Origin of the sequence: Synechococcus sp. PCC 7502 (genome assembly GCF_000317085.1) — a bacterium.
Classification (GTDB): Bacteria; Cyanobacteriota; Cyanobacteriia; order Pseudanabaenales; family Pseudanabaenaceae; genus PCC-7502.
Window position 1 is genome coordinate 1 of sequence record NC_019691.1, and the last position, 13913, is coordinate 13913.

Annotated in this window: 10 protein-coding genes and 1 pseudogene; 3 read left to right on the forward strand and 8 right to left on the reverse strand. The window is 41.7% G+C overall.

The features are described from left to right. Window positions 1-283: 283 nt before the first annotated feature. On the forward strand, window positions 284-1114 hold the full coding sequence (locus SYN7502_RS17610; protein WP_041430360.1) for a class I SAM-dependent methyltransferase: 831 nt from the start codon (window positions 284-286) through the stop codon (window positions 1112-1114). Between the two features lie 290 nt (window positions 1115-1404). Here SYN7502_RS17610 and SYN7502_RS17615 read toward each other — a convergent pair whose 3' ends face one another. The 7 genes from SYN7502_RS17615 to SYN7502_RS17645 all read right to left on the reverse strand — a co-directional run bounded on the left by SYN7502_RS17615 (window position 1405) and on the right by SYN7502_RS17645 (window position 11075). After that, entirely contained in the window at window positions 1405-1641 is a 237-nt protein-coding gene (locus tag SYN7502_RS17615) for a hypothetical protein (protein ID WP_015146342.1), read from the reverse strand. Then, on the reverse strand, window positions 1634-2284 hold the full coding sequence (locus SYN7502_RS17620) for a hypothetical protein (protein ID WP_015146343.1): 651 nt from the start codon (window positions 2282-2284) through the stop codon (window positions 1634-1636). Before SYN7502_RS17620 ends, SYN7502_RS17615 begins: the two co-directional genes overlap by 8 nt. A gap of 23 nt (window positions 2285-2307) precedes the next feature. Next, window positions 2308-2694, reverse strand: a complete 387-nt coding sequence (locus tag SYN7502_RS17625) for an HNH endonuclease (protein ID WP_246829025.1) — start codon at window positions 2692-2694, stop codon at window positions 2308-2310. A 57-nt stretch (window positions 2695-2751) separates the two neighbouring features. Next, window positions 2752-5889, reverse strand: a complete 3138-nt coding sequence (locus SYN7502_RS17630) for a plasmid replication protein, CyRepA1 family (RefSeq protein WP_015146345.1) — start codon at window positions 5887-5889, stop codon at window positions 2752-2754. Between the two features lie 708 nt (window positions 5890-6597). Further along, window positions 6598-8055 carry a helix-turn-helix domain-containing protein gene (locus SYN7502_RS17635; RefSeq protein WP_015146346.1) on the reverse strand — a complete coding sequence of 486 codons (1458 nt, stop codon included), beginning with the start codon at window positions 8053-8055 and terminating at the stop codon, window positions 6598-6600. Window positions 8056-8200: 145 nt separating this feature from the next. Beyond that, on the reverse strand, window positions 8201-10405 hold the full coding sequence (gene recD2, locus SYN7502_RS17640; protein ID WP_015146347.1) for an SF1B family DNA helicase RecD2: 2205 nt from the start codon (window positions 10403-10405) through the stop codon (window positions 8201-8203). A 46-nt stretch (window positions 10406-10451) separates the two neighbouring features. After that, window positions 10452-11075 (reverse strand): class I SAM-dependent methyltransferase, encoded by a 624-nt coding sequence (locus tag SYN7502_RS17645; RefSeq protein ID WP_015146348.1) that lies wholly within the window; start codon window positions 11073-11075, stop codon window positions 10452-10454. Between the two features lie 63 nt (window positions 11076-11138). Between SYN7502_RS17645 and SYN7502_RS18555 the strand changes: the two are divergent. Both SYN7502_RS18555 and SYN7502_RS20005 read left to right on the forward strand, forming a co-directional pair. Next, window positions 11139-11733 (forward strand): annotated as a pseudogene (locus SYN7502_RS18555) (AhpC/TSA family protein). Window positions 11734-12147: 414 nt separating this feature from the next. Then, window positions 12148-12357: a hypothetical protein gene (locus tag SYN7502_RS20005; protein WP_144050316.1), complete on the forward strand. Its 210-nt coding sequence runs from the start codon at window positions 12148-12150 to the stop codon at window positions 12355-12357. Here the strand turns inward: SYN7502_RS20005 and SYN7502_RS17660 are convergent. Continuing rightward, the gene (locus SYN7502_RS17660; protein WP_015146350.1) at window positions 12347-13729 is read right to left on the reverse strand and encodes an FAD-binding oxidoreductase; all 1383 of its coding nucleotides are present in this window, start codon (window positions 13727-13729) and stop codon (window positions 12347-12349) included. The genes SYN7502_RS20005 and SYN7502_RS17660 overlap by 11 nt on opposite strands. Between the last annotated feature and the right edge of the window lie 184 nt (window positions 13730-13913).

The window sequence follows — 13913 nt, forward strand, 5'->3', positions numbered from 1 at the left end:
TAAACCAGTTAATAGGATTGAACTAACTGCTAGAGTGCGATCGATGTACCGAATAATTTACCGATAGTTAATGCTGTTTTATGTTTGTCCATTTCTTTTACCTTTAATAACATTTACCCCATCTGAAAGACTTTCTAGCATTTTTTATTTCTATCGATCGCAACTGGTAAATTTACCACTTTCAAATGGATTACCTACGGTATCGCACGTTCTAGGGGTAACAAATCTTGTAGCAGGTAAATCCAGTGGGTTGTAGGATTTTAGAGAAGCACTAAAAATATCTATGCCAAGAATCTGCCGACATTTCTCCGCACTCAGGAGGAATCAATTATCCAGACCGATTAAGCAAGCAATCGCTAAAAAGATCATTCTGCCTAGTGACACAATCTTTGATTATGGGTGTGGATTTGGTGGTGATGTGGAGAGGCTAAGGATATTGGGATATAAAGCCAATGGCTTTGATCCATACTATGCCCGACATAATCCATTGATTTACTCTGATATAGTCACCAATTTGTTTGTCATAGATGTGATTGAGAATGAGAGCGATCGCATAGCGGTAATCAAGAAATGTTGGATGCTATGCCGCAAGATATTCCTATTGGCAGTGAGGATGGATGGGGAGATCAGGAGCCAGACAACTGGGAGATTTTATAATGATGGACGGATCAGGCTGCGGACATTTCAAAGGGGCTGGCATCAACCAGATTTCCGAGAATTTGTAGAGGACACATTGCAGCAAAAGACATATTTATTTGGCGATGGCATGGTGGCACTGGTGAAGAACTTAGATTATATTCAGCATTACCGAGATCACCGTAATATCAGGCTAACTAGGATAGTTCGACCAGAGCTTGCAAAGAGGCACCGAATTGGAAATTCCGACAGGTTAGATATTCCCGTCCAAGCTGCCCAAACTGAGCCATTGCTAACTGGTCATCAAATTCCAAGCGTTCAAAGTACTGGATTATTAAGCGATCGCCTGTATGGGCAGTCGTCTGAAATATCGAGTTATGAACCACAATGCCAGCAATGTGCAGATTCTTTGCCCAAACGTATGGCGTGGAAACACCGCAAAAGTACAATACCGAGCCTTCAGGATAATCCAAAGTAATCTCGGTATTGATGGGCATTTTCAAGCCAAAGTCATTGCAGTATTTCCCGATTAGGCATCTAGCACAATGCACTTTTGGATCAAAACCAGTGACTTGCTTTAACCATAGATACTTAAAGCCGATTATTCTATCTGCCTCGGACTGCCAAGTAAGGTTAATCATAGATTTGGGAGGGGAAACCAGTTCCCCCTGATCGTTGGACTGTGCAGAGTTCTAGGATCATTTTCACCATAACACGAAGGACTGGTAAATTTACCACTCACCCCTAGAACTTTGATCGCTATGATTATTAACCTATTGCCATCTTGATATGTCGATATTCCGTTGCCTTAGTTCTTGGGTGGCACCGATGTCTAAAGGTATGAACATAATCTGAGCCTTCGATCTTTGATCCCATATACTGCCAAACTTCGTTATTATTCAAGCATTCCGTATCTCCTTCTAAAATACCTAATTGATTCCAAATTATTTCCCACAGATTTGGCATTTCACTTGGATCAACCCAAAAACATTTCAACTCATTCATAATTTTTCTCAAGCATTTTGATTTCCCTAGTAATCCTATCTAATTCATTTCTACGGGCGATCGCTTCGCCTGCGGCTCTAACTTGTTTAGAGTTTTCTTCGCCTATATATTGACGCTTCACCAGACCAGATTCACCACTTAGCAAGGCAGCTTGAAGTTTAGATTGAAAGATAGGCTTATTACTGCGATAGTATGCCTGACGGAATTTTCGCTTGGATACCTTGCCATATTCAATCCAAACACCTTGCTCGGCAACGGGACCAGTCGCTAGAATTTGATTGCGCCTTGCTTCTAGTTGAGCAATCCTATCAATTATGTTTTGATTTTTGCTATCTCCACTGATAAAGGTAGGTACTTTTAGTGGCTTGGTCGACTTGGGCTTAATTAATTGATCAAATAGATCATATAGTTCCTTGGGCAGTCCAATCATGCCATTGATCAGACTAAGTGCCATGACTGGATTAGTATCAACTAAACTATGTGCTTGCCTTAGAGCAGAGTTTGTATAGTAGCCGTAACTTTCTTGGTCAAGATATAGAGTTTCAAGCAGAGCTTTTAATTGTTCTATGGGTAACTGATCTCTTTCTACAGTGATCGCACGTTCTAGGGGTAGTAATGTTTGAATTCCATTAACTTTTCTCATAATTCCCCACTTTTTTAGTGAAATTAACTTGAGCCATTTGTCACCTCTAGTGTTAGTTGACCGTGACGTTCTTTTTTTAATCGTTTTTTCGTTGCCATTTGTCCAACGTCATACCTGAGATGGCATGGTTTACATAGGGCTTTTAAGTTGGAGCGATTCCCTTCGGGATGCGTACCGCCGCAATTACTTTGCACATGATCTAGTTGAGCTACGGTCAATGTAAATCGCTGGGGATGATCGATTGCCTCGGCAAATTCCGAGCTTTGCATATCCCACTCTGAAAAGAACTCAGCCCATGATTCTCCATTGCGGCGATATTGTTTGCCGCATTTTTCGCATTTCCAGTCAACTGCTTCTTTTATGGCAATAGCGATTTGCTCCCAATCTGTTGGGTACAACTTACGATCCATAGACATACTTAAAATCCTCTGTCTTTAGCCTAAATTTCGAGATAACTGGCAAGACTGCTAGCTATCATAGTATAGCCATTGTGGGTATACCCACCGTTGAATAGTAGCCTTTACCCTATTGGATAAATACTGCCAAACTTGTCGAATAACTTCAACTGAGTATTGATTTTTAATTTTTGTAAGCAAAGTAGCATCTAAACACTCAAAATTTGTTTTAGCTAAAGTTTCTACAAGCTGATCTGCTATCTTTTCTTGTTCTTTAGTTTGGTTAGGCATTAGATCGATCGCCCCTTCCTGATTAGTTTCTATAATGGTGGGGGGGATCTCTTCTTTTACCATAAATTCATTTCGACGATGTTCACGTCTTGCCACTATTGCTTGTAATTGCGCCCATGCCTCAGAATCAATCCAGCAGTAGTTAGTCATACTATTGTTCTCATGCACTCGCTTTGATTTAGTTGTAATACCTAACTGGGAGCATAAACTACGAAAGATCCAGATATTAGTTTGATCTTGGGGAATATTAAACCCTAAATACTTTTTAATATCTTCTGCACATTGGCGACAGATTTGACCTATATTTTCTAAGTCTTGATTTGTGTACTCTTGATTAAGTACTAAGAATTTTTCTAGTCTTAGTTTATTGCGAATGAAGCTACCTAAAATATGACAAGGTTGATCTGGTATAAAAATCCCTTGATCATATTTGGCTTGTTTAGAGATGGCATCTAAGTCACTTTTAATTGCTAAGTCAGTATTAAATAAAGCCTCAAATCGAAGAATCTTGATACGGGTTTGCCCATCACGATCATATTCAACTAATTCAGGGCTAACATCGTCGGTACAATAAAAATTTGCAATAGCCGTTTTAGTTTCATTTAATATTTCATCCGGAGAACGTGATTCCTTTTTAGAAAGATCTTGAATCTGTGATTTTAAGAGAATTTTAGCAGAGGCGATCGCCTGATATTGTTCTTGCTTTACTTGTTGTTTGGCTTCTTTAACCAGATTAGAAATATTCGACTCGCTATCTTCATGGTTAATAACTGTAACAATATTACCCTCGTAGATTAGACGCTCTAAAAGATGATCTCGCAATGACCACATAGAAGAATTATTGGCAGCTTCAATTTTTGCCCAAAGATCAATATGCGGATTATCCCAAGTTACGCCATTTAATACCAGATTTAAATCCGCACCCAAGCTGGCTCGGATTAAACTTGCTTCTCGATCCCAACGACTTTGGAGTGTATTCTTTATTTTCACAGGAAATTCAGAGCGATCAATCCGACTAAAATTATTACCTCGGGCTTTACACCAAACTACACGGGGGATATTATCTCTCACTCTAGATAAAGATTGGCTAATATCAGCATCGGTGAGAGTTCCATAAAACATCCCATAGACTTTATCGAACCACTGAATTTCAATAGAAACTCCCGTACTCATTGAAGGCGTGGATATAACCACATCGTAGTCTTGAACTTTTTGATTAATATTACGAATGAATTCTGATTCGATTTCTCCGCCACTAGTTTCTGAATTGATTAATAGTACTTTTAATCTAGGGCGCACAGACTTCATCTGGTTTACTAACTTAGCGATCGCCTTGGAACTAGCTTTACTATCGGTAGCAATAAACAACTTTTTACCATTTGAAATATCAATTAATAATTCAGAAGTAATTTCAGCATCAGACTTAGCACGAAAGAATTTGGTTGGATAACCTTGAGGCTTATAAGTATTCTGGATCAAATAAATATCATTATCATCTCCACGCAAAGCTTTGAGATAGTCTAAACTCATATCGCTGAGGTCGGCATCAGCCACAATCACCCTTTGAGCAAAGCGAATCAGAAGTTGTAATCGAGCAATTAATGCGGGGCGTTTACCATCTTTGTTGCAAGTGGAGCCAGAAATTAGATGTCTAAGTACCTGTTCTACTTCATCAATGACTAAATCACAACCAATAAAGTTTGTGGGATTAAAAGCCAAAATACTATCTACACAGGCACCAACTCGTAATGTATAGGCAGAAGCAGTGATAAAGTTTCCACTTACTTGATCAATATCGCCTTTGAAGTCAACCCCAAGACGTTGGCAAAGGTTACGCATTAGGCTTACTCTATGACCAAGGAGTGCTAGCTTATCTGCACTATTAACTGACGAGGCGATCGCTTTGGTTTTACCCGTACCCTTAGCAGACTGGATCGCAATAATGCCAGATTTAGGAATATCTAATGTCGTATGGGATAGGTCATTTATATTCAAACATAGCGATGGCTTATAGGTAAGTTGATGCTTTAGAGTCCATATCCATTGATAGCTAGCCAGTGGTAGAGAGTTATTGTATAAATTCTCAAAGCTATCAGCCCCAAACGCCACAATAAAATCATCAACTCCAGTTTTATCAGTATTTGGTAACAATGGTAATTGAATAATTTTTACAGAGCAGCCAGCAGCTTCAAACAGTTTTCCAGTTCTAACTTGAGCGAGATAAACTGCTTTCTTGGTTTTAGGTTTAGTTTCCGTATCAAAGCAAAACAGAACAGTTCGATCCGAAGTAGCAAAAAGCTGGAGATAGGACTGAAGAGTTACATTATTTTGTTCGTTTCTACCTCTCCCCATTGTGATTCCTCGGAGAGCGATCGCTATATAGCCTTGAGAAAGTAAAGCACAGGCTTTCTTCATGCCTTCGCAAATTATAATCGGTAAGTTATGCTGTCTTACCCATGCCCAAAAATTAGAACCATCTATAGGGCAATTATGACGCAGTGCTACGGTTTGCCAAACTGATAAAGGGATCTTGGCAAATCCACCCACTTGTCCTTGTCCAATTGGATTTTCGTATTTACGGGGCTTTAATTTAGTTTGATCTAAAACTGGATGTTCAAGCTTAACTTGAAATACTTGTGCAGATTTTTCATCCTCTGTGAATGGATTAATTGTATGAATAATCGTCCCATATTGCTCAGGACGCTGCACTTTACCAGTTAACGATGTACGCCAGCGCTTAATTTCCCAATTTAAAGCTTCGTGGATGGGATAACTAACATCTCCACCGTACGTGATAACTTCATCGGCAGTGACTGTTGTGTTCGCAAAAAACAACTCAGGGGCGATCGCACTTTCAATTACCCATTCTTGGTAAACCTGATCAGCATAAGTTTGAAAATCGTGGGGTACTTTTAGCATAAGCACCTCGCACTTAGACTTGCAAAAGACTTACTGCACACCCAAAATTGCCAAGGGGTGAAGATAAATTTCTGTTGTTGGTAGTTGATTTTGCAAGTCATTGCATATTTATACCAGACAAAATTTTTGTAATCAGAGCGCAAAACCCTGATTTTTGTAATCACTTTTTATAATTTTGTAATCACTTTTTTTTAAAACCCTGATTTAATCAAGGTTTTTCTCTTTTATTAGGGGTGGGGTTCTAGTGTAATTGGCAATTATCAGGGGTGGGGTTCTAGTGTAAAAACTTTTTTAGAACTTTATAAGGGGTGGGGTTCTAGTGTATTTTGTAATCAAGTTTTAAAATCATTTAAAGTCTATAAACCCTTGCTATAACTTAATTATATGAGTTTTCCACAGAAAATTATAAGGGGTGGGGTTCTAGTGTCGATTACACAGTTTTCAGAGGGGTGGGGTTCTAGTGTATTTTGTAATCAATAATCTTCAAACCTATATATGGCGAAGTTTTCAATGATTAGAACATTCAAAGGGGTAGGGTTCTAGTGTGTTTTGTAATCAGTCAGGATTTCATGACAATTGCTTGTAATGATTAAGCAGCAAAGCTTTAAGGTCATTTTTAATATTTTGATGAAATTATCAGGGGTGGGGTTCTAGTGTGTTTTGTAATCAATGTAATCAGTATTATTTCACTTGAAAGAATGTAGTTAACTAAGTCGCAAAATGCTTATGGTTAGGTTGTTCTAAACGCAATCCCCATGTTTTTGGATCTAAGGTTTTTTCTAAAATTTCTTCATTTTCAGGACTAATCGTGCGCTCTCCATTTTCAATTAATGAAATTAGACCCTGACTGATTTTAGTTACAGTTGATAGCTTGCGTTGACTCCAGCCTTGTTGCATCCTTAGTTCTTTGACGCGAGCACCATTTATTTTTGGCAGTAACAAAGATTTCTCAGTCTGTAATTCAGCTTCTAACTTAATCTCATTATCCATTATATCTTTGAGGGAAATTTTAATAAATGCTCCAAGAAGTTGATCGAAAAAGCCTTTAGGTCTATGAGATTTTGTGCGTCCAAAACCTATTGGTTGAATCTCAGGGGGATAGGTTTCAGAATCAAATTCGATTGCCCAGCCCTTTTCCTGTAAAATTAGCAAGTCACTATCCCACTGGGAAACTAACTTTTTACGTAGGTCTTGATTATTTTGAGAAGCTATAAGCTTTTGCGAACCGTAGGCAATTTCCATTAATGTTTTTACGGCAACTAAGCTATCACAGTCAAACTGTGTCTTAAATAGTAACCACATCATTAAGCGTGCTGCTCCCTCGTGGTGCTGCCAAATGCTCATCACACTCTCTAAAAGGTTTTTGGAAAGATACCCTAGCTGACTATAAGCAATTTTATCCTTTAATCCTTCTTCATTCAGAAAATATCTAGCCCACAGACCAGGTTTAACTATAAAGGTAATGCCTATAAGTTCTTTATCTCCTAATAGGTTTTCTTGATACTCATAGCGTTTACCTAGAATATGCCATAACCGTCCTTCTTCTACCGTAAATCCTTTGACTTTCCCTTGAGTTGGATAAGAAATGAATGTAGTAATTTTACAAGGTTGAGTGGCAATTTCTTCAATTAATGCTAGTTTCTCATGTCTGCTTTTATCTGTTCGCTTTTTTAAGCCTAGATATGATTCAATTTGGCGATCGCTAATAATAAATTCTTGCTCCCAAGGTCTTTCAAGTTGGGTGGCATGGGCGGCAAAAATCAGGTGCATACAGGCGGCACGGATGTCAAAGGTATCAATAACTGCTAGAGCCGCAGCTCCTGCAAGAGTAACTGGGTTTTCATCCTCTAGGTTATCTGTTACCCAGAAGTGAATGGCTCCATTGCCGATGTCTCTGGCATATCGGAGTTTACCTTCTCGATCATTTAACCATAGAAGTTGATTGCGCTGAGTGAGGATATTACTAGCTTCCCAAATCGGCAAAGCTGATGCCATGCGATTGATCTTCTGCTCTGTAAAAAGGGTAGGACTAGTTGTTGGTTGAGTAGATTCAGGATGTATAGCCGTTCCCAGTGATTGAGTTAAATCTTCGTTTTTTAGATCGTTTCCACTAGCTTTTGCAACTTTTTTGGATGAGACCTTATCACTTTTATTCTTACCAGCCATATATTTACTCTAAATGTTGGTGATAAATACCGTTTTACTTTGATTTAACTATGAAACTAGCTACTATAGTCACTATTCCAAGTTTATCACTAATATTTTCTATACATACTGATACGATTTGACTTTTTCCTAGAATGAGTTGTAATTATTCAAGATTAGCTAATTTTGAGATTCTTCTAGCAAGGTAGGTATATCTGTTTCTGTCATTCACCTGCTTAACTGCTAATCCTATAGCTTTGGATTCTCCCACGATGATTGCGAGTTTTTTGGCACGGGTAATGCCTGTGTAGAACAAATTGCGAGAGAGCATGAGAAAGTGTTGCATAAACATGGGAATAATCACCACAGGATATTCACTGCCCTGAGCTTTATGAATAGTAGTGGCTCTAGCTAGGGTGATTTCATTGAGGTCTGCGGAGTCGTAGGTGACTTGTCTATCGCCAAAAATAACTGTAATTTCTTGCTCTTCTAAATCTACACCCGTAATTGTGCCGATGTCGCCATTAAATACTTCACGGTTATAGTCGTTTACCTGTTGCATAATGCGATCGCCCAGACGGAAGATCGTACTACCTCGCTTAATTTCAGGTTTGGTATGGTCAGGTGGATTGAGCAGTTGTTGGAGAACTTGATTGAGATTTCGAGTGCCTACATCGCCTCTGGTCATGGGACAAAGTACCTGCATATCCTGCTGGGGATTAAAGCCTAGATTGGGTATGAGATGGGTGATTAGGTCGCAAATGCCTTGCACTCCTGCCTCTGCTGTCGGCATTTCTAAGTAGAGACAATCGGTTTGGGGTTGATTGGTGGCTTTTTCAATCTGGGGATATTTGCCCGTATTGATGCGGTGGGCATTTTGAATAATTTGGCTTGCCTGTGCCTGACGGAAGACTTCGGTAAGAGTGATCACGGGGATGTGTTGGGAATCGATTAAATCTTTTAATACATTTCCTGCGCCGACACTGGGGAGTTGATCGGTATCGCCTATTAAGAGTAGTTGTGTACCGATGGGAATGGCTTTGATTAATGAGAATGCTAAGAATATGTCCAACATAGAAGCTTCATCCACAGCGATCGCCTTGGCAGTAAGAGGATAGTCTTGATTGCGTTTAAATCCCATAGAACTAGGGTCAAATTCCAGATAACGGTGTAAGGTCTTTGCTTCGCAACCTGTGACTTCTTGTAACCTTTGGGCGGCTCTACCTGTGGGTGACGCGAGGGCGATCTCTTTTCCCATAGCTTTCCAGAGGGCGACGATAGTGCGGGTGGTGGTGGTTTTACCTGTACCAGGTCCACCTGTGAGAATTAGGATTGAAGAAGTTGCTGCCATTTCTACGGCTTGGCGTTGTTGTGCCGAGAGGGTGATGCTTTGATGGGCGGTATAGCGATCGATCCAGTTATTGACTCGATCCATATCGACTGTGATTTTGTGTTGGAGCAGTTGATAGATGCGCTCTGCTAATCCTTTCTCGGTGTGGTAGATGCTGGGTTTGTAGCAGATGAATTGCCCTTGGTAGTCCCCTTGCATAATTAGCTGGTCGTTAATTGCCAGTTTGTGGGTGAGGGCTTCGATGCTGTTGGGGTCTGGTTGATACTCTTCTAGGGTGAGCAATTTAACAGTGCGTTCGATCAATTCAGATTGCGGTAGGTAGCAATGTCCTTCTTCTCCTGCTTCGCCTAAACTGTGGAATATCCCAGCTATTGAGCGGAATTCTGAGCTGATTTCAATGCCTATATTTCGAGCGATCGCATCGGCAGTAAAGAAGCCTATGCCATAAATATCGGTGGCAAGTTTATAGGGGTTTTCAGTAACGGTGCTGATCGAATCATTGCCGTAGGTCTTGTAGATTTTGACAGCGTAGGTGGTGGATACACTATGTCCTTGCAGGAATACCATGACCTCTTTGATGGATTTCTGGGTTGACCATGCGGTTTGGATCATTTTTACCCGCTTTTTGGCAATACCAGGAACTTCAATGAGGCGATCAATTTGGTTTTCAATAATGTCTAGGGTATCAAGTCCAAAGTGTGCCACGATGCGTTTAGCAGTAACTGGACCAACGCCTTTGATTAAACCACTACCTAGATATTTCTCAATGCCTGTGAGGGTGGCGGGTTTAGTTTCTTGGTATTGGCTAACTTGGAATTGGTCGCCGTATTTTGGGTGGCTGCGCCAGATGCCTTCAAGTGCTAGGGTCTGTCCTGCTTGGATGTTGGCAAAGTTTCCGACTATGGTGATTAGGTCTGGGGATTTGGGTGTTTTGAGGCGGGCGATCGCGTACCCTGTCTCTTCGGAATGAAAGGTTAGTCGTTCAATTACACCTTGGAGATAGTCGGTTTTGTCTGGCATTTGCCTAAATCTATGGCTCTAGGATAAACCTTAATTATCTGCAAATTTATAGCTCATCAACTATTTTCTGAGCCACAATTACTAACCAAGGGCATTCTGCGATTGGCATTCCTTGGGGGCGATAGTAGTGATGGAGTATTTGAAATTTTGCTGCTTTTAGCTTTGGTTTTAGGGTTTCATATTCCCAACCTGTGACGTAGCGATAACCTGTGGGACGCTTAGAAAAGCCCTCCTGATCTCCGCGAACCATTGACATTAATAAAACACCGTAATCGCTTAATGCCTGATTTAGATGTTTGAGAACACCCATCATTTCTGCGCTTGGTACATGGATTAGAGAAGCATTGGCAAAGATACCATCAAAGCTATTACTGGGAAGATTGAGACTCAAAAAACTTTGCTGCCAGACTTCGCAACCTGCTGTTTGCTTTGCCATTTCTACAAAAGCTGGTGTTGCATCTAGTCCAGTGACTTCATATCCCATTTCTTGAAATGCAATTAAGTCTCTACCCGGACCACAGCCAAGGTCGAGGATTTTACCTTTCTCTTTGGATATGGCGGCAATTAGGGCTTCACGATTTTGAGATACATCGTGGTTCCAAGTACCATTGCGGTAGTCTTCGGCGGTGAGTTGGTATTCAGCGATCGTTATTTGTTCCTGCTGTTCCATGACTTATTTTCTATGACTGTAAATAAAAGTATGCTTGATAAAGCGATCAATAAGAACCTGCTCATGGATACTGTGGAAATCTTAAGACATACCCAACGTCAAAGGGTCAGTGATGGTGAAATTCTACCAATTTTGACTGGGTGCGAATCTTTTAATCAAATACTCATGATTGTTTTGCCTCAATTGGGGGACTTTGACAGCATGGAATATGCTTGGTGGCTTCAGCGTGAGACTCTACCTTCCACTATGGCTGTTAGGTTAGTTGGTATTGGCGGCGCCACAATTAATTGCCAGCGATGAAGAGATAAAAGCATTTCCCCTGCCTGTGCTTAAAGGCTCATTTTTTAATTTGGTTGATGGTAGCGGTTTTCAGCCTCCGTTTGAGCTGGCGACTTTACCGCTACGAAATATGACTGAGGTTCTCAGTCACTGGAAAATCTATGTGCCGAATGCTGATTTTCTTACCCAACGAGGCAGCACGTTTTTAATTGATAACCAAGGAAAGGTTCTTTATCAATATTGCGATCGGGGTATTTTAGGATTTGCTAAGAATATGAGTCGTCCGCTTTCTTGTTTAACTGCCCAATCAAATAATCGATTGAACTACAAATTGGCAGATTTGCAAGTAGTAGTAATGCATTTGGAAGAGCGGAACTAATAGTGATCGCTCCTAAGCTCTGTAATTGGCTGTGCCCTGCCCTAAATTGCCAGTCCATAAAACCTGAGCCTGATAGCAATGGATCTTATCATTTGCCATAAACGCTCCCCCCGTTCTCCACTAGCGTGGCAATCTGCACAAACTCGATGCTAGGGCGTACACCGTAAAGAACACTTTAGCTGCATCCTCTGACTCCCAAACGTAAAAGTTCGTGGCCTCACGCTTTTCGGAATTGAGCGTGAACACCTTTGAGCGTAATTCCAGCATTCCCTCAAAACTTGGACCTGCGGTCTCCGCGATGTTCCGCACGGCTTGCTCTCCGAAATTGTCTGTGTAGTGAAATGTTACGAATACACCGATCATGGCGGACTCCTTTCGAGGTAGTTATCAACGTTACTATGAACTAAAGCACCCGTGTCCAAAAAAGAGCAACCGCCTAGTGACTACGAACGCAGATGGGGTTGCGAGACACAGAATTGCGTCATCGGCGAGATGTCTAACGATGCCCATCAACTGCCGCCAAAAATCCCTGCCCCACAACCGATCAACTCTCAGCATTCGGCATTCTTGATCGTAGTTAGTCCTAATCAAAGATCCATCAAAGTAGAGCTAATTAGGGTTTGATGTTCTGGTTGAGATGGAAAATGTTCTCAGGATCGTAGCGCCGCTTGATCTGCACTAAGCGATCGTAGTTAGATCCGTAAGCTGCAGCGATCCGTTCACCCTCCTCTTCGGTCATAAAGTTCACATAAGCACCGGCGGATGCATAAGGGGCAGAAACTTGGAAAAACTCACGTGCCCAGACAATACCAATTTGATCTTGCGTTGCATCATCCCATCGTCCATGCACGTTCAGTACGAATTTGGCATCACGATGATAATATGCCGTGGCATCTGCTGGGATGCGGTTGGCTGCCCCGGCAATAAATCCTATGAAGATTTCACACTGAGGTGAGGGTAGCTTGCTTGCAGATTCCACGATCGCATCCAGTGCTCCATCACGTAACTCTATGAAATTATGAGATTTCCAGTAGTTCCTTGCACCGCGTGTAAGTAAGGGGTCAAAGGCTTGTTGCCATTGTACGTAGGGCTGAACGCCGATGTGTTCGCCATAGGCATCGCCAAAACCACGCAGAGGTTCGATCAGTTTCTCACCCTCGACAATATCGCCAACATAAAAGACAGCCAGCACGATCACCTCTTTCCCATACACAGTCTCAGCCAGAAAAGGCAATGGCGGAGCTTTGCGAAGTACCACCCACACGTTGAGTTCTTCTGGGGCTGAGTCAGCAAATTTACGATACTGTGTCAGTACCTGTTTGGCTTGACTAAACGGAAAAACGATCAGCCCAGCTAATATTTCAGTCCCTACAGGGTGGAGAGCAAATTCAAACTCAGTCACGACACCAAAGTTACCGCCGCCGCCGCGAAGCGCCCAGAATAGGTCAGTGTTTTCGGTTTCACTTGTTCGGATCTTATTCCCATCCGCTGCGATCACTTCCGCAGAAACTAGATTATCGATCGTCATGCCGTACTTGCGCGTCAACCAACCAAAACCGCCGCCTAGGGTCAGACCTGCGATACCTGTCGTTGAATTAATTCCCACGGGAGTCGCTAACCCATAGACCTGCGCCGCTCGATCGAAATCAGCTAGCGTAGCACCGGGTTCGACGTACGCACGCTGCTTCTGAGCATCAATGCGAACATTCGTCATGGGTGAAAGATCGATCATCACGCCGCGATCGCACACCGCATTGCCCGCAATGTTGTGTCCACCGCCCCTGACTGATATTTCCAACCCGTTCTCTCTCGCAAAGGTGATCGCGCGGGAAACGTCATCAGCTTCCCCACACTGCACGATTACAGCAGGTTTGCGATCGATCATCGCATTCCAGATCTCGCGAACTTCGTTATAGCTCGGATCGTTAGGAAGCACCACGTGCCCCTTCACATTGGTCTTCAATTTCTCAATCGTCTCATTCTGTATTGTTTTCATGGTTATTTCTCCTTACTACTTGAAAAGTAATGCTTATGTCATTGTCCTGAGTTACCGCTTTTCGGTTGGTATTGACCTGATTTCATCGGCGAACTGCGCATGAGCTTTCGGTTCGACAAGCTTGTGCTGGGTTACAGATATGTGCCAGTTTGGAAAGATAAATTCATAGTTTTCCAATGTTGTT

Excerpts from the sequence above, each read along its gene's own strand:
- SYN7502_RS17610 (WP_041430360.1), top strand. The coding sequence starts at position 284 with ATGCCAAGAATCTGCCGACATTTCTCCGCACTCAGGAGGAATCAATTA.
- SYN7502_RS17615 (WP_015146342.1), bottom strand. The coding sequence starts at position 1,641 with ATGAATGAGTTGAAATGTTTTTGGGTTGATCCAAGTGAAATGCCAAAT.
- SYN7502_RS17620 (WP_015146343.1), bottom strand. The coding sequence starts at position 2,284 with ATGAGAAAAGTTAATGGAATTCAAACATTACTACCCCTAGAACGTGCG.
- SYN7502_RS17625 (WP_246829025.1), bottom strand. The coding sequence starts at position 2,694 with ATGGATCGTAAGTTGTACCCAACAGATTGGGAGCAAATCGCTATTGCC.
- SYN7502_RS17630 (WP_015146345.1), bottom strand. The coding sequence starts at position 5,889 with ATGCTAAAAGTACCCCACGATTTTCAAACTTATGCTGATCAGGTTTAC.
- SYN7502_RS17635 (WP_015146346.1), bottom strand. The coding sequence starts at position 8,055 with ATGGCTGGTAAGAATAAAAGTGATAAGGTCTCATCCAAAAAAGTTGCA.
- recD2 (WP_015146347.1), bottom strand. The coding sequence starts at position 10,405 with ATGCCAGACAAAACCGACTATCTCCAAGGTGTAATTGAACGACTAACC.
- SYN7502_RS17645 (WP_015146348.1), bottom strand. The coding sequence starts at position 11,075 with ATGGAACAGCAGGAACAAATAACGATCGCTGAATACCAACTCACCGCC.
- SYN7502_RS17660 (WP_015146350.1), bottom strand. The coding sequence starts at position 13,729 with ATGAAAACAATACAGAATGAGACGATTGAGAAATTGAAGACCAATGTG.